Origin of the sequence: Streptomyces lothianensis (assembly GCF_047779955.1) — a bacterium.
Lineage (GTDB): Bacteria > Actinomycetota > Actinomycetes > Streptomycetales > Streptomycetaceae > Streptomyces.
The window spans coordinates 73,012-92,154 of sequence record NZ_JBLMKT010000049.1 but is presented as its reverse complement, the minus strand read 5'-3'; the positions used below and the strand labels follow the sequence as shown (position 1 = coordinate 92,154).

Annotated in this window: 16 protein-coding genes; 15 read left to right on the top strand and 1 reads right to left on the bottom strand. The window is 71.5% G+C overall.

Annotation, left to right across the window (positions count from 1 at the left end; all coding sequences use genetic code 11):
* Positions 1-467 precede the first annotated feature (467 nt).
* The 14 genes from ACLF6P_RS17840 to ACLF6P_RS17775 all read left to right on the top strand — a co-directional run bounded on the left by ACLF6P_RS17840 (position 468) and on the right by ACLF6P_RS17775 (position 14,331).
* Complete coding sequence (locus ACLF6P_RS17840) at positions 468-1,493, top strand: ABC transporter ATP-binding protein (protein WP_415951417.1); 1,026 nt, start codon at positions 468-470, stop codon at positions 1,491-1,493.
* Positions 1,490-2,389, top strand: coding sequence for an MlaE family ABC transporter permease (locus ACLF6P_RS17835; protein WP_415951416.1), 900 nt, complete (start codon positions 1,490-1,492; stop codon positions 2,387-2,389). Before ACLF6P_RS17840 ends, ACLF6P_RS17835 begins: the two co-directional genes overlap by 4 nt.
* 7 nt (positions 2,390-2,396) lie before the next feature.
* Positions 2,397-3,203 carry an MlaE family ABC transporter permease gene (locus tag ACLF6P_RS17830; protein WP_415951415.1) on the top strand — a complete coding sequence of 269 codons (807 nt, stop codon included), beginning with the start codon at positions 2,397-2,399 and terminating at the stop codon, positions 3,201-3,203.
* 1 nt (position 3,204) lies between these two features.
* Positions 3,205-4,446, top strand: a complete 1,242-nt coding sequence (locus ACLF6P_RS17825) for an MCE family protein (RefSeq protein WP_415951413.1) — start codon at positions 3,205-3,207, stop codon at positions 4,444-4,446.
* A gap of 26 nt (positions 4,447-4,472) precedes the next feature.
* Positions 4,473-5,504, top strand: a complete 1,032-nt coding sequence (locus tag ACLF6P_RS17820) for an MCE family protein (RefSeq protein WP_415951554.1) — start codon at positions 4,473-4,475, stop codon at positions 5,502-5,504.
* 122 nt (positions 5,505-5,626) lie between these two features.
* Entirely contained in the window at positions 5,627-6,631 is a 1,005-nt protein-coding gene (locus tag ACLF6P_RS17815; RefSeq protein ID WP_415951552.1) for an MCE family protein, read from the top strand.
* Positions 6,632-6,651: 20 nt separating this feature from the next.
* Positions 6,652-7,680 (top strand): MCE family protein, encoded by a 1,029-nt coding sequence (locus ACLF6P_RS17810; RefSeq protein ID WP_415951550.1) that lies wholly within the window; start codon positions 6,652-6,654, stop codon positions 7,678-7,680.
* Positions 7,677-8,864: an MCE family protein gene (locus ACLF6P_RS17805; RefSeq protein WP_415951411.1), complete on the top strand. Its 1,188-nt coding sequence runs from the start codon at positions 7,677-7,679 to the stop codon at positions 8,862-8,864. The genes ACLF6P_RS17810 and ACLF6P_RS17805 overlap by 4 nt, the downstream gene beginning before the upstream one ends.
* The gene (locus tag ACLF6P_RS17800; RefSeq protein ID WP_415951409.1) at positions 8,861-10,096 is read left to right on the top strand and encodes an MCE family protein; all 1,236 of its coding nucleotides are present in this window, start codon (positions 8,861-8,863) and stop codon (positions 10,094-10,096) included. Before ACLF6P_RS17805 ends, ACLF6P_RS17800 begins: the two co-directional genes overlap by 4 nt.
* Positions 10,093-10,593 (top strand): hypothetical protein, encoded by a 501-nt coding sequence (locus ACLF6P_RS17795; RefSeq protein WP_415951408.1) that lies wholly within the window; start codon positions 10,093-10,095, stop codon positions 10,591-10,593. The genes ACLF6P_RS17800 and ACLF6P_RS17795 overlap by 4 nt, the downstream gene beginning before the upstream one ends.
* Positions 10,590-11,339 carry a hypothetical protein gene (locus ACLF6P_RS17790; RefSeq protein WP_415951406.1) on the top strand — a complete coding sequence of 250 codons (750 nt, stop codon included), beginning with the start codon at positions 10,590-10,592 and terminating at the stop codon, positions 11,337-11,339. Before ACLF6P_RS17795 ends, ACLF6P_RS17790 begins: the two co-directional genes overlap by 4 nt.
* A gap of 53 nt (positions 11,340-11,392) precedes the next feature.
* Entirely contained in the window at positions 11,393-11,920 is a 528-nt protein-coding gene (locus ACLF6P_RS17785) for a hypothetical protein (protein WP_415951404.1), read from the top strand.
* 73 nt (positions 11,921-11,993) lie between these two features.
* Complete coding sequence (locus tag ACLF6P_RS17780; protein ID WP_415951402.1) at positions 11,994-12,812, top strand: hypothetical protein; 819 nt, start codon at positions 11,994-11,996, stop codon at positions 12,810-12,812.
* A 130-nt stretch (positions 12,813-12,942) separates the two neighbouring features.
* Complete coding sequence (locus tag ACLF6P_RS17775; RefSeq protein WP_415951401.1) at positions 12,943-14,331, top strand: lytic transglycosylase domain-containing protein; 1,389 nt, start codon at positions 12,943-12,945, stop codon at positions 14,329-14,331.
* A 121-nt stretch (positions 14,332-14,452) separates the two neighbouring features.
* Here ACLF6P_RS17775 and ACLF6P_RS17770 read toward each other — a convergent pair whose 3' ends face one another.
* Positions 14,453-16,567, bottom strand: a complete 2,115-nt coding sequence (locus ACLF6P_RS17770; protein WP_415951399.1) for a type IV secretory system conjugative DNA transfer family protein — start codon at positions 16,565-16,567, stop codon at positions 14,453-14,455.
* Positions 16,568-16,972: 405 nt separating this feature from the next.
* Here ACLF6P_RS17770 and gabT point away from each other — a divergent pair, with 405 nt between their 5' ends.
* The gene (gene gabT / locus ACLF6P_RS17765; RefSeq protein ID WP_415951398.1) at positions 16,973-18,307 is read left to right on the top strand and encodes a 4-aminobutyrate--2-oxoglutarate transaminase; all 1,335 of its coding nucleotides are present in this window, start codon (positions 16,973-16,975) and stop codon (positions 18,305-18,307) included.
* Positions 18,308-19,143 lie beyond the last annotated feature (836 nt).

The following is a 19,143-nucleotide window of genomic DNA, read 5'->3' as shown; positions in this document are numbered from 1 at the left end:
GGTGAGGAAAGTCGACAGTGCGCCAGATGCCGGCGCGAAAAGTGGTCCAGGTGTATTGCGGAGCCAGGTTACTCACTCGTAGCGTCGCACGAACCGCCGCACAACTCCTGGCCGGCAGCCCCCTGTCGGCTCGGAGTGGCATCGGGAACGCCGTGCCCCGCACCCTCCTTCCGGGCCGGATTTCCCAGGGCGAGGCCCTGTGCTTCCACCCCCGGTGGTGCCGGGTCTCGCCCGCATCAACACGTCATTCAGCTCCGCGGTGACAAACTGCGGAGACTGATTTATCTCCGCGGAGACAAGTCGCCGTAAGGGGCAGGATATTTCTTTCCGGGGGCTTGTCCGGACGCTTGTCCGGAGCGTTCCCGGTGTTTTACGGTGCGCCCCGCGGTGCTCATCTATCACGGTCGTAACAAAGCGGTGCGCGTCTCTCGCGTCCGTACCTGCTCGACATGCTTGCTGGAGGTGAGATGGGAATCGAAGTACAGGTCGAAGGCCTTGCGAAGTCCTTCGGCAAGCAGCAGATCTGGCAGGACGTCAGCCTCACCCTGCCCGCCGGCGAGGTGAGCGTGATGCTCGGGCCTTCCGGCACCGGCAAGACCGTTTTCCTCAAGTCCCTGATCGGGCTGCTGAAGCCGGAGCGGGGCCGGGTCCTCGTCAACGGGGTCGACATGGCCCACAGCCCGGAGCGGGACGTCATGGAGGCACGGAAGCTGTTCGGGCTGATGTTCCAGGACGGCGCCCTGTTCGGCTCCATGAACCTCTTCGACAACATCGCGTTCCCGCTGCGCGAGCACACGAAGAAGAAGGAGTCGGAGATCCGCCGCGTCGTCATGGAGCGGATCGACATGGTGGGGCTGCTCGGCTCGGAGGGCAAACTTCCCGGTGAGATCAGCGGCGGCATGCGCAAGCGGGCGGGGCTGGCGCGGGCGCTCGTGCTCGATCCGCAGATCATCCTCTGCGACGAGCCCGACTCGGGGCTCGACCCGGTCCGCACGGCGTACATCTCACAGCTGCTCATCGATCTGAACACCCAGATCGACGCGACGATGCTGATCGTCACGCACAACCTCGACATCGCGGCGACCGTGCCGGACAACATGGGGATGCTGTACCGCAAGGGCCTGGTGACCTTCGGGCCGCGCGAGGTGCTGCTGACCAGCGAGGAGCCGGCGGTACGGCAGTTCCTGACCGCGGATGTGGTCGGGCCCATCGGCATGTCCGAGGAGAAGGACGCCGCCACGCTCGCCGCCGAGGCGGCCGAGGCCGCAGGCGGGGGCACGCGGCCCACCGCGGCTCCGCCGCGTCAGCTCGTACCGCAGCTCGAACCCTCCGAGGGCCTGGGCCCGCGCGCCGCCGTCGCACGTCGGCGGGAGCGGGTGCTCAAGCTGCTGCCGGGACTGCCCCAGTCGGCGCAGTCGGCGATCAGGGCCACCTACGGCAAGGAGCCGCTCGAGCCGACGGTCGTGATGCCGCGCGCCGGGGGCTCCATATGAGCCTGGACGAGCATCCCCCCGGCGGCGCGGCGCCCGGCGGGCCGCCAGTTCCGCCTCCACCGTCGCCGCCGCCCGCCCAACCGCCCACACCACCGGTCGGGAAGGACCGCGAGGCCGCGCCGACGCCGAATCCGCTCCTGGGTCCGCTGAGAGAGACCGGCCGGCTGTTCGCCCTGGGCATCCAGGTCGGGCGGGACACCTTCCGCAGGCCGTTCCAGTTCCGGGAGTTCACCGAGCAGTTCTGGTTCATCGCCAGCGTGACGATCCTGCCGGCCGCGCTGGTCTCCATCCCCTTCGGCGCGGTGATCGCGCTCCAGGTCGGCTCCCTGACCCAGCAGCTCGGCGCCCAGTCCTTCACCGGCGGCGCGAGCGTGCTCGCCGTCATCCAGCAGGCCAGCCCGCTGATCGTCGCCCTGCTCATCGCGGGCGCCGGCGGCTCCGCGATCTGCGCCGACCTCGGCTCCCGGAAGATCCGCGAAGAGCTCGACGCCATGACCGTCATGGGCGTCTCGCCCGTGCAGCGGCTCGTGGTGCCCCGGGTGCTCGCCACCATGTCGGTGGCCGTGCTGCTCAACGGCATGGTCTCGGTGGTCGGCACCCTCGGCGGCTACTTCTTCAACGTCGTCATGCAGGACGGCACCCCGGGCGCGTATCTGCAGAGCTTCTCCGCGCTCGCCCAGCTGCCCGATCTCTACATCAGCGAACTCAAGGCGCTCGTCTTCGGGTTCATCGCCGGGATCGTCGCCGCCTACCGCGGGCTCAACCCGCGCGGCGGCCCCAAGGGCGTCGGTGACGCCGTCAACCAGTCCGTGGTCATCACCTTCATCCTGCTCTTCATCGTCAACACCGTGATGACCGGCATCTACCTCCAGATCGTTCCGCCGAAGGGAGGCTGAGCCCGTCGTGTCCTCCCCCCTCGTCTGGCTCGACCGCGGTGGCGACCAACTCCTGTTCTACCTACGGGCGTTGGTCTGGATCCCCAGGACCCTGCGCCGCTACACCAAGGAAGTGCAGCGACTGCTCGCCGAGGTCGCCTTCGGCTCCGGCGGGCTCGGCGTCATCGGCGGCACCATCGGCGTGATGATCGCGATGACCGCCGCGACCGGCACCGTCGTCGGACTGCAGGGCTACGCGGCCCTGGACCAGATCGGCACCGCCGCGTTCACCGGCTTCGTCTCCGCGTACTTCAACACCCGCGAGATCGCCCCGCTCGTCGCGGGTCTCGCCCTGTCCGCCACCGTCGGCGCGGGGTTCACCGCCCAGCTCGGCGCGATGCGGATCAACGAGGAGGTGGACGCGCTCGAAGGCATGGGCGTGCGGTCCATGCCGTACCTCGTCACCACCCGGATCATCGCCGGCGTCGTCGCGATCATCCCGCTGTACGCGATCGGCCTGCTCTCCTCGTACCTCGCCTCCCGCATCGTGACCACCGTCTTCAACGGCCAGTCGCAGGGCACGTACGACCACTACTTCAACCTCTTCCTGTCACCGACCGACGTGCTGTTGTCGGTGCTCAAAGTGCTGATCTTCAGCGTGCTGGTGATCCTCGCCCACTGCTACTACGGCTTCCGGGCGAGCGGCGGTCCCGCGGGCGTCGGGATCGCGGTCGGCCGGTCCGTGCGCAACGCGATCGTGCTGATCGCCGTCACCGACTTCTTCCTGTCCCTCGCGCTGTGGGGCGCGACCACGACCGTGAAGGTGGCGGGCTGACATGGAGACCTTGCGCCGCAGACTCGCCGGAGTCGCCTTCCTGCTGGTGCCCGCGCTGCTCATCTGGCTGGCGGTCGCCGTCTACCAGAAGGAGTTCACCGAGTCCGACGAGATCGTGGTCGAGACCGGCGCCGTCGGCAACCAGATGCATCCCGGCGCCGAGGTGAAGCTGCGCGGTGTGGTGCTCGGCGAGGTGCGGGAGATCGACACCACCGACACCGGAGCCCGGCTCACCCTCGCCCTGGAGCCCGGGGCGCTCGGCCACATCCCCGAGGACGTACGCGCCCAGATGCTGCCGACCACCCTGTTCGGCGAACGGTACGTCGCCCTCGTACCGCCGGGCGGTCCCGTTACGCGGACGCTGCCGGCGGGGTCCGTCATCCCGCAGGACCGCTCGGCCAACGCCATCGAGCTGCAGCAGGTGCTCGACGACGTACTGCCGATGCTGACCGCCGTACAGCCGCAGAAGCTGTCCGCCACCCTGTCCGCCGTGTCGCAGGCGCTCGAAGGGCGCGGCGACACCCTCGGCGAGTCGCTGACCACGCTCGACGCGCATCTGCGGAAGTTCAACCCGCATCTGCCGAAGCTGAACGAGGACCTCAAGCAGCTGGTGAAGGTCTCGCATCTGTACGCCGACGCCGCACCCGGCATCCTCGACGCGCTCACCGACTTCACCACGACCTCCGGCACGCTCGCGGAGAAGGAGCAGGATCTCGCCAAGGCCTACGGCAGCACCACCCGTACCGCCGAGGACCTGGACGCCTTCCTGCGGGCCAACAAGGACCACATCATCCGGCTCTCCGCGGCATCGCGGCCGACGCTCGAACTCCTCGCCAGGCACTCCTCGTCGTTCCCCTGCACGCTGCGCACCCTCGCCGAGTTCGTGCCGCGGATGGACAAGGCACTCGGCAAGGGCACCGACGAGCCCGGGATGCATGTGAACGTCACGAGCGTCGCCTCGCGCGGCGCGTACGCGCCCGGGCGCGACACCCCGACGTACGGCTCGGGCGGCGGACCCGCCTGCTACCCCGTGCCGTACCTGGGCGCCGGCTCCGCCCGCGCCCCCGTCACCGCCACCGCAGCCACCGAGCAGGACCTCGGGCCCGCCAACTCGCCGCAGGAGAACGACCTGGTGAACGAGCTGATCGCACCCGCCGCGCAGACCTCACCGGGCGAGCTGCCCGACTGGTCGAGCCTGCTCGCCGGGCCCGTCTACCGAGGCACGGAGGTGAAGCTGAAGTGAGCGCCCACGACGGAGACTTCCGGCACATACGGCGCCGCTCGATCGCCGGGCCGCTGATCAAGTCGCTGATCTTCCTGGTGGTCACCGCGCTCGCCACCGCCCTGCTCGCGCTGTCCATCGCCAACACCAGCGTCGGCTCCGAGACCGTCACCTACCGCGCCAGGTTCACGGACGTCACGGGGCTCATCGAAGGCGACGGCGTACGGATCTCGGGCGTCAAGGTCGGTGAGGTCACCGACGTACGGGTGGTCGACCGGCGCACCGCACAGGTCACCTTCACCGTGGAGAAGGGCCGCAGCCTGCCGCGCACCACGACGGCCGCCGTGAAGTACCTCAACATGGTCGGCCAGCGCTACGTGTCCCTCGAACGCGGCACGGGCGCCGAGACCGGTGACCTGGCGGCGGGCGCCACCATCCCGGTCGAGCGCACCACGCCCGCCCTGGACCTGACGCTGCTCTTCAACGGGTTCAAGCCGCTGTTCGAAGGGCTCTCCCCCGGTGACGTCAACGAACTCGCCGGGTCCATCGTCCGGGTGCTCCAGGGCGAGGGCGGCACCGTCAACAGCCTGATCAAGCACGTGGGTTCGCTCACCTCGACCGTGGCCGCCAAGGACAAGGTCATCGGCGAGGTCATCGGCAACCTCAACGAGGTGCTGACCACGATCAACAGCCGAGAGGACAAGTTCGACGACCTCGTCACCACCCTCACCCGGCTGGTCTCCGGCTTCGCCGAGGACCGCGAGCCGCTCGGCAAGGCCGTCGAGGCGATGGGCGAACTCACCACCGTCACCGCCGGCTTCTTCCAGGATGCCCGAAAGCCGCTCAAGGACGACATCAAGCAGCTCGGCCGGCTGTCCGACTCGCTCGGCGAGGGCATCCCGCAGATCGAGAACTTCCTCGACAGGACCCCCGCCAAGCTGACCGCCCTGTCCCGCCTCTCGTCCTACGGCTCCTGGCTCAACCTCTATCTGTGCCGGGCCGAGGTCGACGGCGTCACCATGTCCGACGGGTCGAAGCCGCCCACCGGCATCGTCGTCGAAGAAGCGAGGTGCCAGTGAAAGCGCCAGGCCCGCACCGCAGCTCACCCGGCGGACGCCCGCACCGCAGCTCACCCGGCGGACGCCCGCGCGGCCCGCGAAGGCCCCGGTTCAAGCCGGTCCAGGAACGCAACCCCGTCGGAATCGCCCTCGCCGGACTCCTCGCCCTGGCGCTGCTGCTCCTCGCCGCGTTCAACGCGAGCAGTCTGCCCTTCATCGGCGGCGGCACCGACTACACGGCCGACTTCAGCGAGGCCGCCGGCCTCGGCGACGGCGACGAGGTACGGATCGCCGGCGTCAAGGTCGGCGAGGTCACCTCGGTCGGCCTCGACGGGGCCAAGGTCAAGGTGGGCTTCCGGATCGAGGAGGACGGCATCTGGATCGGCGACCGCACCACCGCCTCGATCGCCGTCAAGACGCTGCTCGGCGAGAAGTACGTGGCCCTCGACCCGCTCGGTGACGCCGAGCAGGACCCTGGCTCGCGGATCCCGCTCAGCCGCACCACATCGCCGTACGACGTGACCCAGGCCTTCCAGGACCTGAGCGGCACCATCGACGAGATCGACACCGCGCAGCTCGCCCGGAGCTTCCGGACGATCTCCGAGACCTTCGAGGACTCGCCGCCCGACGTGAAGGCCGCCGTGGACGGGCTCTCCGCGCTGTCGAAGACGGTCTCCTCGCGCGACACCCAGCTCGCCGCACTGCTCGATGGCAGCAAACAGCTGACGAAGACGCTCAAGAACAAGAAGTCCAGCTTCGAGACGCTCATCGACGACGGCGGTTCGCTGCTCAGGGAGCTGAAGCAGCGCCGCACCGCGATCAAGGCGCTGCTCACCGGCAGCCAGGCGCTCGGCCGCGAGCTCGGCGGGCTCGTCGACGACAACGAGAAGGAACTCGGACCCACGCTGAAGGCGCTCGGCCGGGTCACCTCCGTGCTGGAGAAGAACAAGGAGAAGCTCGACAAGACCCTCTCGCTCGTCGGGCCCTACTACCGGCTGATCGGCAACACCCTCGGCAGCGGCCGCTGGTTCGACAGCTACCTGTGCGGGATCGTGCCACGGGACTACCTGCCCGAGACCTCGCTGCCGGCCAGTTCCTGCATGCCGCCCAGGAACGGGAAGTACGACGTGAAGGGGGGTGGCGCGTGATGCCCGCCGTGTGGACCGCCATGCGGGACTCGGTCGAAGGCCTGCGGGGCTCGCGCAGCAGGCTCGTGTCCGTGGCGCTCGTGCTCGCCCTGCTCATCGCGGGCGGCATCGTCTCGGTGCGCGCCCTGACCTCCGAAGGCCTGCGCATCACCGCCTACTTCGAGCGGGCCGTCGGCATCTACGAGGGATCAGACCTGCGCATCCTCGGCGTCCGCGTCGGCGAGGTGGCCGCCGTGGAGCCACAGGGAGAACAGGTCGAGGTCAGCCTCGTCCTCGACGAGGGCGTGCGGGTGCCGAAGGACGCGCGGGCCGTCGCCGTGGCGCCCAGCGTCGTCGCCGACCGCTACGTACAGCTGACACCCGCGTACGAGAGCGGCCCGCAGCTCGCGGACGGCGCCGAACTGCCCGCCTCGCGCAACCGGACCCCCGTCGAGATCGACCAGCTCTACGACTCCATCACCGAACTGAGCGAGGCACTCGGCCCCGGCGGCGCGAACGCCGAAGGCGCGCTCTCGGACCTGCTCGACACCGGAGCGAAGAACCTCGAAGGCAACGGCACCGCGATGGGGGAGTCCATCGAGCAGTTCGGCAAGGCTGCCAAGACCCTGGACGGCCGCAGCGACGACCTGTTCACCACGCTCGCCCAGCTCCAGTCGTTCACCACGATGCTCAGGAACAAGGACGGTTCGGTGCGCAGCGCACAGGAGGACCTCGACGAGGTCACCGGCTACTTCGCCGACAACCGGGACGCCCTGGCCGGCGCGCTCAAGGAGCTCGGCGGCGCGCTGGCGAAGGTGAAGAAGTTCATCAAGGACAACCGGGGCGAGCTCAAGGAGAACGTGCGCAAGCTCGTGCCGATCACCCAGGCCCTGGTCGACCAGCGGGCCTCCCTCGCCGAGGCGATGGACGTGGTGCCGCTCGCGGCCGGGAACATGATCAACACGTACAACCCGAAGACCCGCACTCTGGACGGCCGCGCGAATCTGAACGAGATCAGCATGGGCGGGCCGCTGCTTCCGCTGCCCGCCGTGGGAGGTGGGGGGCTGTGAAGCTGCTACCGCGCACGAGGCGCCCGCTTTGGATCGGCGCGGCCCTGTCCGTCACCGTCGCCTTCGCCCTCACCTACGGTGCCGTGATCCTGCCCACGCCCTCCTTCGGAGGAATCGAGGACCTGCCGCTGCCCGGCGGCGCGGACCTCGGCGACCATCCGTACACCGTCACCGCGGAGATGAAGGACGTGCTCAGCCTCGTCCCGCAGTCCTCGGTCAAGGTCAACGACGTCGCCGTCGGACGCGTCACCGACATCAGCCTCAGCGGCACGGACAGTTGGAGCGCCCGCGTCACCATGCGCGTCAACGGCGATGTGAAGCTGCCCGCCAACACCCGCGCGCACGTCGAACAGTCGAGCCTGCTCGGCGAGAAGTACGTCCAGCTCGTGGCACCCGAGGAGAACGCCACCGGCACCCTGCGGTCCGGGGACGTCATCCCGGTCTCCCGCACCGGACGCAACACCGAGGTCGAGGAAGTCTTCGGAGCTCTGTCCCTGTTGCTCAACGGCGGTGGGGTCAACCAGCTGAAGACCATCAGCCAGGAACTCAACAAGGCGCTCGGCGGACGCGAGGACACGGTCCGCTCGACCCTGCGCCGCGTCAACACCCTGGTGACGAACCTCGACACCAACCGCGGCGACATCACCGCCGCGCTCGACGGCGTCAACCGGCTCTCCGCGACGCTCTCGCACCGCAAGGAGGACGTGGCCACCGTGCTCACCGACCTGTCGCCGGGCCTGAAGACCCTGGAACAGCAGCGGGGTTCGCTGATGACGATGCTGCGCTCGCTCGACCGGCTCAGCTCGGTCGCGATCGAGACCGTCGACCGCAGCAAGGCCGACATGGTGGCCGACCTCCAGGCCATCGCACCCACGCTGAAGGCGCTCGCCGACGCGGGGCAGGATCTGCCGAACTCGCTGGAGGTGCTGCTGACCTATCCGTTCACGGACGAGGTGATGCGCGGCATCAAGGGTGACTATCTCAACGTCTACCTGGACCTCACGGCGGCGGAGGGGACGGAACTGATTCCGCCGCTGGTGCCCTCGACGCCGGACCCGGACCCGGACCCGGAGGCGGAATCGGGGGCGGATGCGGGTGCCGGGGCGAAGGCGCAGTCGGTCCCGAAGTCCGGTGCGGACAGTTCGCCGCTGCCGCTGCCGGCCACGGGGGGTGCGGGCCAGTGATCACCCTCGCCACCCGGCTCAAGAACATCGCCTTCCTCGTCATCGCCGTCGTCGTCCTCGCCTTCCTCGGCATCCGGTACGCGGATCTCGGCCGGTACGTCGGGGCCGCCGACTACTACACGGTGAAGGTCCAGCTGCCGCGTACGGGCGGACTGTTCACGCACTCCGACGTCACCTACCGCGGCGTCTCCGTGGGGCGGGTCGGGCCGATCGGGCTCACCTCGGACGGGGTGGAGGCCGAGCTGCGGATCAGGAAGTCCGCGCCCGAGATCCCCGACGACGTACAGGCCGTGGTCGCCGGCCTCTCCGCGGTCGGCGAGCAGTACATCGACCTGCGGCCGCGCAGCGGCGACGGGCCCTACCTGGCGGACGGCTCGCGGATCGACGCGAGCCGGACCTCCGTGCCGAAGCCCGTGACCGAGGTCCTGCAGAGCGTCGACGACCTCACCACCTCCATCCCGCTCGACGATCTGCGCACCGTCGTCGACGAGTTCGGCAAGGCCTTCGAGGGCCGCGGCGAGGACCTCCAGGTCCTCCTGGACAACGGCACCGACTTCGTGCAGGCCGCCGACCGCGCGCTGCCCACGTCCATCAAGCTCATGGAGGACGGCGCGGTGGTGCTGCGCACCCAGGCCGAGGAGGGCGAGGCGATCCGCGGCTTCGCCGACGGTGCCTCGGACCTCGCCGTCACGCTCAAGGGCTCCGATGCCGATCTGCGCGAGCTCGTGATGGCGGCACCCGAGGCGGCCACCCAGGTCAGCGGGCTGCTGCGGGATATGGACCCCGATCTGAGCGTGCTGCTCGCCAACCTCCTCACCACCTCCGAGATCGCCGTCACGCGGCAGCGCGGCACCGAGGAGCTGCTCGTCCAGCTGCCGCGGGCCGTCGCGGCCGGAGCCACCGCGGTGGACGGAAAGAAGGTCAACTTCGGTATGAGCGTCACCTTCTTCAAGCCCCTGCCCTGCACGGAGGGCTACGGCGACACGCGCTACCGGCTCGGTACGGACACCTCCCCGGCGCCCACGCTCAACACCGGGGCGCGCTGTACGTCGCCCGCGTCCGAGGGCGTCAACGTACGCGGCTCGGCGCACGCGCCCGGCAGCGGCGACGTACCCGATCCGGCGCGGCCCGGCGCGCTCGACCTGCCCTCGCTGGGGGAGAGCGGTGCGGCGGGCTCCTCCGGAGACATGGCTTCGCTGCTCGGTCTGACCGGGAAGGGGGACGGCGCATGAGCCGGCTGCTCGCGGGAGCGGGACTCGCCGCCGCACTCGCCGTCTTCGGGGCGGGCTCGTGGTCCTACGTCCAGGCCCGTACGGACGACGACCTCGCCTACGCGCGGGCGCGGGACGCGGCGCTCGCGGACGGGAAGGCGGCCGTGGCCGCGCTGTCCACGCTCGACGCCTCCTCGAAGGAACGGGCCGAGGACGGCATCAGCACCTGGAAGACGGTGACGGCCGGACCGCTCCGCAAGGAGCTCTCCGGCCTGAAGCCCGCCGCAGGCGCCTCCGCGAAGGCCTCCGTCACCGACGCGGCGCTCACGGCCCTCGACGACCACGCCGGCACGGCCCGCCTCATCGCGACCCTGCGCGTGGACACCATGGCGAAGGGCGCAACGTCCCCCACCACGGCCCGCAAACGCCTGGAGGCGACGCTGGACCGGGCGGAGGACGGCACATGGAAGGTACGGGCACTCAAAGCCGTGCCGGTGGGGGAGGTGGCGGCGCAGTGAGCCGTACGAGCGTGCGGGACGGGGGCGGCGGGAAGGGTGCCGTCGAGGTGACGGACGTCGAGGTGGAGGGGGCGGACGTCGAGGCGCCGGACGCCGACGTCGAGGTGGAGGGGGCGGACATCGAGGCCCCGGACGCCGATGTCGAGGGGACGGAGGCAGAGGCCGGGAAGCGGGGGAGCGCCGCCGAGGACAGCGGTGACGCGGCCGCATCCGATGACCCGGACCGACCTGACGGTGAGCGGGGCGGCAAGCGGTGGCGGCGGCTCGCCATCGGTGCCCTCGCCGGGGTGCTCGTGCTCGGCGGCGGGCTCGGATTCCAGCAGGCCCACGCCCTGCGCACCACCGAGGCCGCACGGAACCAGGCGCTCACCGACGCCGCCGCCACCGCCCGGGTCAACGGGGATGTGAGCAGCGCGCTCGCCAAGGTGTTCTCGTATACGCCCGACGGCACGGAGGCCACCGAACAGGCCGCCCGCGCCTCGCTCGACGGGCGGGCCGCGAGCCAGTACGCGCAGCTCTTCGCGCGGGTCAGGGCCGATGTACGGGACCAGAAGGTGACCCTGTCCACGCAGACCGTGCGCGTCGGCACGGTCAGCCTGCGCGGCGACCGCGCGCACCTGCTCGTCTTCCTCGACCAGACCGCGACGCGCGAGGACGAGAAGCCCACGACCTCCGCCGCCCAGCTGTCCGTCACCGCCGAACTGCGGGACGACGTCTGGCGGATCGTCGACATCAAGGCCCGTTGAGACGACACCGAAGCCCGGTGAGTCGACATCAAAGCCCGTTGAAAGGACACCGGATGGACCGTATGAGCCGGCCGCTGCTGCTCGCGGCGCTCGCGCTGACCCTTTTCGCGGGCGGCTTCGCCACCTGGGCGGGGTGGTCCTGGTACAGCGCCGCGCACGACGACAGGGCCGCGTACGCCACCGCGCGCGACGACGCGCTGCGGGCGGGAGAGCAGGCGGTGCAGAACCTCAACACCCTCGACCACGAGGACATGGCCGACGGCCTCGACCTGTGGGAGTCGTCCACGACGGGCAAGCTGCACGAGCAACTCACCGAAGGGCGCGAGGCCTTCGAGAAGCGGGTGCGCGAGGCGAAGACCGTCAGCACCGCCAAGGTGCTCGACGGCGCGCTCACCGAACTCGACGAGCGCGCGGGCAAGGCCCGCGTCCTCGTCGCCCTGCGCGTCACCGTCACCGCGGCGGACGGCAAGTCCAAGGAGACGGACAGCCGCATGCTCGGCGAACTCACCCGCACCGGCGGCCGATGGAAGCTCAGCGGTCTCGGCCAGGCCCAGGTCGGCGGCACCGCACCGGCCGGCTGATCCACGCCGCGCCCCACCCGCCGCCGCGCGCCGTGCCCACCGGCCGACACCCCGAACCGACGGAGCGGAACCCATGTCCACGACACGCCACACCACCCGCCACCACCTCAACCGACAGCGCCGCCTCGCCGCCGTGCGGACGGCGGAGGCGGCACCGGAGGAGCGCCGGGACCTGGCCGCAGGGAGCGCGCCGGTCCGCACGCCGGTGCGCGAACGTCCACAGAAGCCCGAACCGCCGTCCGCGCCCAAGCGCGCGGGCAACGGCAAGGCCAAGGGCAAGGCCAAGGGCAAGAGCGACCCGGCGGAGGCGACGGGGAGGCGTACCCCCGTCCGTATCTCCCGCCTGCGCGGGCCGCGCCCCGTGGCCGCCCGCCGTGTCCCGCCGCCGCTCGCCGTCCTCTGCCTGCTCACGCTGCTCCTCGGCGCCTTCGCCGGCTGGGCGTTCAGCCAGGCGCAGAGCCTGCGGGATGCCGCCGCGCTGCAGAACACCGCGCTGCTCGACCCGGCCAGGACCAGCGAGGTCAAGGGCCAGGCGGAGAAGGCGGTGAACGCCCTCTTCTCGTACGACCAGGCCGATCCGCAGAGCTCGCGGCAAGCCGCCGGGAAGCTGCTCACCGGCAAGGCCGTCGAGCAGCACCGCGAGCTGCTCGCGCCGGTGCTCGCGCAGGCCGAGAAGCAGAAGACCGTGGTCACCACGACTGTCACCGAGAGTGCGGTGCAGCGGATCGACGGGGACCGCGCCCGCGTCCTCGTCTTCGCCGACCAGAGCAGCACGGGCACCGCCGCGGGCGCCGATACGGCGGGCAGTTACGCGGGCGCCATGCTCGCCGTCGACCTCGTGGAGCGGGACGGGAGCTGGAAGGTCACCGGCATCGACACGTTCAGCGACTGAGCACCCTGCCGAGGCCCCCCCGGCGACACGGACCCAGACCGGCCCGTCCTTCCCGCATCCTTCCCGCTCGGCCACCCGCCCCCGCCGGACCCGCTTGGACCCGCACGCGACGACCGAAAGGGCAACTCCCTTGCGTACCCCGCGTTTCCGAGGCCGCCACCCGCTCCGCGCGATCCGGCAGAGCCGGAGACTGCGTGGCACCGCCGTGGCCGTCGCCGCCACCGCCCTGCTCACCGGTTCGCAGGCCACGCTCCTCATCCGCGGCGCGGGCGAGGACGCGGCCGAGCGGGGCGATCCGTTCGCCATCCTCGACGAGCCGCTCCCGCGTGTGGCATCGCAGGGCGACGACGCGTACCACACCGAACTGCCGCCCCTTGAGGCCTCGGAGATCCCGGACCCGCCGGGCGCGCCCACCCCGCCCCCACCTGCCCCGAAGGCCCGCGGTGAATCCGGCATCCCGGCCACCGTCCTCGCCGCCTACCGGCGCGCCGAGAAGTCGGTGGGCCGTACGGACCCGGGCTGCCGACTGCCCTGGCAGCTGCTCGCCGCGATCGGCAAGGTGGAGTCGGGGCAGGCCCGCGGCGGTGCGGTGGACGCCCGGGGCACCACCCTGAGCCGGATCACCGGACCGCCGCTCAACGGCGACGGGTTCGCGCTGATCCACGACACGGACGACGGCGAGTGGGACGGCGACACCGCCTACGACCGGGCCGTCGGGCCGATGCAGTTCCTGCCCGGCACCTGGCACCGCTGGGGAGCGGACGGCAACGGCGACGGCCGCGCCGATCCCAACAACATCTTCGACGCGGCCCTTGCCGCGGGCCGATACCTGTGCGCCGGCGACCGTGATCTCGGTAAGGCGCGCGACCTGAACAGCGCCATCCTGAGCTACAACTACTCGCGGGACTACGTCCGGCTCGTCCTGCACTGGCTGGAGTTCTACCGCGGCGGCGTGCACACCGTGCCCGACGGCACCGGCGTCGTACCCGTCAGTCCCGGCGCCGGTTCGAAGACGCAGGCGACGAAGCCGGTCGGCGGGGACAAGGGGGACGGCGGCATCATCATCGGGCCCGATCCCACCAAGCCGCCGGAGCGGCCCGGTCCGTCCGAGTCCGGGGACCCGACGGGCAGCCCGGATCCGAGCCCGGGTCCTACGGACGGCGAGACACCACCGACCGACCCGGCCCCGACCGACCCGGACCCGACGGACCCGGGGCCCACGGAGCCGGATCCGACGGACTCCGCAAGCCCCGCCCCGGACCCCACTGATTCCGGCAGCCCCGACCCGGACCCGACGGACCCGGACCCGACGGACCCGGACCCGACGGACCCGGAACCGACCGACCCGGACCCCACCCCGACCGATTCGGGCAGCCCGGAACCCGACCCGTCCGATCCGGCCACGACCGACCCGGAGCCCACCGCCACGGCCACCACCGACCCCGACCCGACCGACGACGTCACCGAGCCCCCTGCCCCGTCGACGAGCCCCAGCCCCTCCGACTCCACGTCCCCCTGAGCGTCAAGCCCTCCATGTCTGTCCGAGCCCAGGCCCTCCACTTCCCCCTGCGCGCCAGGCCCTCCACGTCCGCCGTTCCCCGCGCCTCAACCCCTCCGCATCCGCGCTGCCCGCTTGCCTCTCAGCCCCTGAGATCCACCAGCAACGGCGGCGCAAGCTCCCCGCGTACGGTCGTCAGCGAGAGCACCGCATGCCCGGGCGGCACGGCGTGGGCGAGCTCCGAGGCCGACCAGCGCTCCCGCTCCACCTGGCGGACCGTGACCGACTGCGCGGTGGGCGCCTTGCCGGTGATGACCTTCCGCACGAAATGCGAGACCTTCGTCAGCGGCTCGTCCGCCACGATCTGCCGATCCGTCACGTCCCGCGCCTCGATCCACTCCTTGCCCCAGACCTCCGCGAACTGCTGCCCGTCCCAGGGCGTCACCCCGGAGAGCGCCATCCGGCAGCCGACCGCGCCGAGCAGTGCGGTGCGCAGGGGTGCGGCGACCTCGTCGAGCGTACGGAGGGTGAGGACCGTGCCCGCGTGCGCCGAGCGGAGCCGCTGGATGCCGCGGACCGACTCGGGGGTGATGGTCCGGGCCGCGTCGTCGAGGATCAGACAGGCGAAGAGCGAGCGGTCCTCGCGGTGTGCGGCGCTCGCGGTGAACTGGGCGAGGACCAGGCGGGCCAGGATCCGGGAGGCGTCCGCGTGGCCGCGTTCGGGCAGGTCGATCCGTACCCGTACCGGATGGTCGAGGGCCCGCAGCGAGAAGGGGCGGATCCGGTCCTTCGTGGCGAAGAAGCCGGCGAACGCGGGCCGGTCGAGGAGGGCGACCCGGTCGGCGAGCAGGGTGCCGGGATCACCGGGGGCGTGCGACTGCCGCTCGCGGGCGTCGAGTTCACGCAGCATCGGCTCGTCACCGGCCTCGTCGAGGGCCTTGCGCAGGGCGTCCAGCGGGCCGGGCGCGCCGTCGAGGAGTTCCCGCAGCTCCGGTACGGCGGGAAAGCGGCCGTGGACCGCGCGGAAGGGGCCGAGGAGCTGGGCCAGGACCGTGGCCGAGCGGCGGCTGTCGCCGCCCGGCTGCTGCTCGGCGAGGTCGCCGACGAGGGCCTCGGCGAGTACGGCGGCGGCCTCGTCCGGGTCCTGCGTACCTCCGTAGAGGTCGAAGTCGTACTCGGAGTCGGGGTGGCCGATCCGGATCACCACGTCGTAGTTCTCCGCCGGACCGAGCCCGGCGGCGGCCGCGCCCACCACGATGACGGCGGCGCGGCCCGCGAGCGCCTGCAGGCACAGGGCCTCGGCGAGCGGCCGGATCACGCTGCCCGTCTTGCCGGATCCGGAGGGCCCGACCGTGAGGAGGCCGGTCCCGAGCAGTTCGGGGCCGAGGGCGAGTCCGGTGCCGCGGTAGGCGTACGGGTTGCGCTCGTCGTCGGCCGCCCGGCCGAGGCGGACCTGGCCGGTGCGCAGGTCGTGGCGGGCCGTGCGGGCCGGGAGGTCGCGGGCGCCGGAGGGGTGCAGGCAGGCGGCGGCGCCTTCGCCGAGCACCGCGCGGGTGAAGGTGTCGAGCCGGTGGCGGCCGGAGCGTACGGACTGCCAGGCACGCTCGATCCGCGCGAGGTCCACGTCCAGCATCCGGCCCGCGCCGGCCTCCTCCGCCAGCTTGTCGGCGGCCTGGCCGGCGCCGGCCGCGCGGAGGTGGGGCCAGTCGGCCGGGTCCTCCTGGGGCGGGGCGGCGTGGGGGCGGAGGGGTTCGGGGCGCTTGAAGCGGGGTGCGCCGTAGCGGCGCCAGACCTCGGACCAGCGGCCCAGGCGGCCCACGGCCGTCATGATGCCCACGGCGATGAGGGTGTAGTACGCGTACCAGACGACGGTGACCGTGAACCTGTCGTCGCCCGAGCGCCAGGAATCGGGTGTCACGAGCTCCAGCGGGATGACCCACCAGCCGCCCAGATAGCCGTTCCAGAGCAGCGACCAGACGAGCCAGCCGCACAGGAAGGCGATGAGCGCACCGCTCAGCAACTGGCGGCCCGGGATCCGGTCCGGCTCCTGAGGCGGGCGCGGGCGGTGGCCCAGCCGCCAGACGCCTGGCAGCGTGGCGGGCCGTGGCGCGCGCAGCCACGCCAGGAACTCCGCCGCACGCGTTTGGGCCGCCTGGGGAGTGCCGGGCGGCGCGGCGCCGGGGGAATGCGTGGGACGCGGTGGCGGCAGGGGTGCCTTGCGCGTCGCGCGCGGCTCCTGAGGTCCCTCGGTGTGCATGGCCCCTGCCCCCTGACCTGGCGGTCCGTCGGTCGTGTGCAGTGCCCCAATTTAGTCGGCCCCCAAGGGGAGTTCACGGCTCCGCGCCAGCCTTTTCGGCGTCTGCGGCGTCCGACCGGATGCACGCACGGTCCGGGTGCGGGGGTCCCGGGAGGAGAGCGAGACCGCCGTACGCGCCCTTCCGCACCGCTGCGAGGGGGGCTCCGCCCCCGATACCCCCCGGCGGCGGCCCGCTTCCGTATCCCCCACTCGGCGGCCCACTCCGCCGCGGACAAACGACACCCGCCCACTTCTCCAGCACGGAGCATGCCCACACCCGCTCCCCGCCCCTAGCCTGCAGAGGAGAGCAGAACATCCACCCCGGAATCCACCCGGAAACCCCCACATCGTCCCAAGGAGCCCCTCATGAGCGCGATCCCGCAGGAGCGCCGCGTCGTCACCGCCATTCCCGGTCCGAAGTCGCAGGAGCTGCAGGCCCGGCGCACCGCAGCCGTCGCGGGCGGCGTGGGCTCCGTGCTGCCCGTGTTCACGGCGCGCGCGGGCGGCGGCATCATCGAGGACGTCGACGGCAACCGCCTCATCGACTTCGGCTCGGGCATCGCCGTGACCAGCGTCGGCGCCTCCGCCGAGGCCGTCGTCCGCAAGGCGAGCGCCCAGCTGCAGGACTTCACCCACACCTGCTTCATGGTCACGCCGTACGAGGGCTACGTGGCCGTCGCCGAGGCGCTGGCCGAGCTGACCCCCGGCGACCACGCCAAGAAGACCGCGCTGTTCAACTCCGGCGCCGAGGCCGTCGAGAACGCGGTGAAGATCGCCCGCGCCCACACCAAGCGCCAGGCCGTCGTCGTCTTCGACCACGGCTACCACGGCCGTACCAACCTCACGATGGCGCTGACCGCCAAGAACATGCCGTACAAGAACGGCTTCGGCCCGTTCGCCCCCGAGATCTACCGTGTCCCGGTCGCCTACGGCTACCGCTGGCCGACCGGCGCCGAGAACGCCGGTGCCGAGGCCTCCGCCCAGGCCATCGACATGATCAGCAAGCAGGTCGGGGCCGAGAACGTGGCCGCGATCATCATCGAGCCGGTGCTCGGCGAGGGCGGCTTCATCGAGCCCGCCAAGGGCTTCCTGCCGGCCATCGCGCAGTTCGCCAAGGACAACGGGATCGTCTTCGTCGCCGACGAGATCCAGTCCGGCTTCTGCCGTACGGGCGAGTGGTTCGCTTGCGAGGACGAGGGTGTCGTGCCCGACCTGATCACCACCGCCAAGGGCATCGCGGGCGGCCTGCCGCTCGCCGCCGTGACCGGCCGCGCCGAGATCATGGACGCCCCGCACGCGGGCGGCCTCGGCGGCACCTACGGCGGCAACCCGGTCGCCTGCGCCGGTGCGCTCGGCGCGATCGAGACCATGAAGGAGCTCGACCTCAACGCCAAGGCGAAGAAGATCGAGCAGACCATGAAGTCCCGCCTCGCGGCGATGCAGGAGAAGTACGAGATCATCGGCGACATCCGCGGCCGCGGCGCCATGATCGCCATCGAGCTGGTCAAGGACCCGGAGTCGAAGACGCCGAACCCGGAGGTCACCGCGGCCCTCGCCAAGGCCTGCCACGCGGAGGGCCTGCTCGTCCTCACCTGCGGCACCTACGGCAACGTGCTGCGCTTCCTGCCGCCGCTGGTCATCGGCGAGGACCTGCTGAACGAGGGCCTGGACATCCTGGAGCAGTCCTTCGCCCGCATCTGAGAGCGGGTTCGCCGGCCCGCTCCGGTCCGGCATACCGCCCGCTCCGGATGCATCCCGAGTTGTGTGGATGTTTCCGGACGCGGGTGGCCGACCTGCGGTGACTGTCGGAGCCTGTGAAGACCGTGTGCGGGCACGATGGCGGGATGCCGATCCGGCTGTCGTGACGGCATCCCCGGGCGTAGGTTCATTCCTGATGAGGGAACTCCCGCCCCAGGGGACTGCGGGCGGGATCGGAGCGGAGCCTCCCCAGCTCCGCCCCGGAGGTGCCCTCACGCACCCCGCCGGAGTCCCAGGCTTTGGCGAACCTCCCTGATCGGACGCCGCCCGCCCCACACCCCCCGGGGCGCGCGGCACCCCGGTCCAGCCGGCCGTCCCGTAACCACCCCCCCCCTGTTACGGGACGGCCGGCTTCTTCGTGCCGGCTCCTCCGTGCCGGGCCCGCCTGTTCCCGGGCCCGCCTGTTTCCGGGCCCGCCCGTTTCCGGGCCCGCCCGTTCCCGGGCCCGCCCGTTCGTCACCCGCCTCCAGGAATTGTCACCCGCCCCCAGGGCCTGGCCCGGGGATTTGTCTGCCCGGTGACAGGAACACGGGCGTTCGAGGCCGGTGTCGCAGAGCTCCTTCAGGGCGCCCCGCCGCGTCGGTACGCTGCCCTCAGCCGTCACGGGATCCAACTCCCGTGTCCTTTCGGCCAATCGACACCCAACGGTGTACAGCGCAACCGCTTTCCCCTACCGTCATGACTCCTCAACGGTTAGCACCTGACGGCACGCGGGACGCCTGAACCCGAGGGCTCCGCATGCTTCCCCCCACCGGGCGCCCAAGGTCCAGGGACAGGAA

What these genes read in the sequence shown, in the direction of transcription:
- ACLF6P_RS17840 (WP_415951417.1), top strand. Translation starts at nt 468, where the DNA reads ATGGGAATCGAAGTACAGGTCGAAGGCCTTGCGAAGTCCTTCGGCAAG.
- ACLF6P_RS17835 (WP_415951416.1), top strand. Translation starts at nt 1,490, where the DNA reads ATGAGCCTGGACGAGCATCCCCCCGGCGGCGCGGCGCCCGGCGGGCCG.
- ACLF6P_RS17825 (WP_415951413.1), top strand. Translation starts at nt 3,205, where the DNA reads ATGGAGACCTTGCGCCGCAGACTCGCCGGAGTCGCCTTCCTGCTGGTG.
- ACLF6P_RS17810 (WP_415951550.1), top strand. Translation starts at nt 6,652, where the DNA reads ATGCGGGACTCGGTCGAAGGCCTGCGGGGCTCGCGCAGCAGGCTCGTG.
- ACLF6P_RS17795 (WP_415951408.1), top strand. Translation starts at nt 10,093, where the DNA reads ATGAGCCGGCTGCTCGCGGGAGCGGGACTCGCCGCCGCACTCGCCGTC.
- ACLF6P_RS17785 (WP_415951404.1), top strand. Translation starts at nt 11,393, where the DNA reads ATGGACCGTATGAGCCGGCCGCTGCTGCTCGCGGCGCTCGCGCTGACC.
- ACLF6P_RS17780 (WP_415951402.1), top strand. Translation starts at nt 11,994, where the DNA reads ATGTCCACGACACGCCACACCACCCGCCACCACCTCAACCGACAGCGC.
- ACLF6P_RS17770 (WP_415951399.1), bottom strand. Translation starts at nt 16,567, where the DNA reads ATGCACACCGAGGGACCTCAGGAGCCGCGCGCGACGCGCAAGGCACCC.
- gabT (WP_415951398.1), top strand. Translation starts at nt 16,973, where the DNA reads ATGAGCGCGATCCCGCAGGAGCGCCGCGTCGTCACCGCCATTCCCGGT.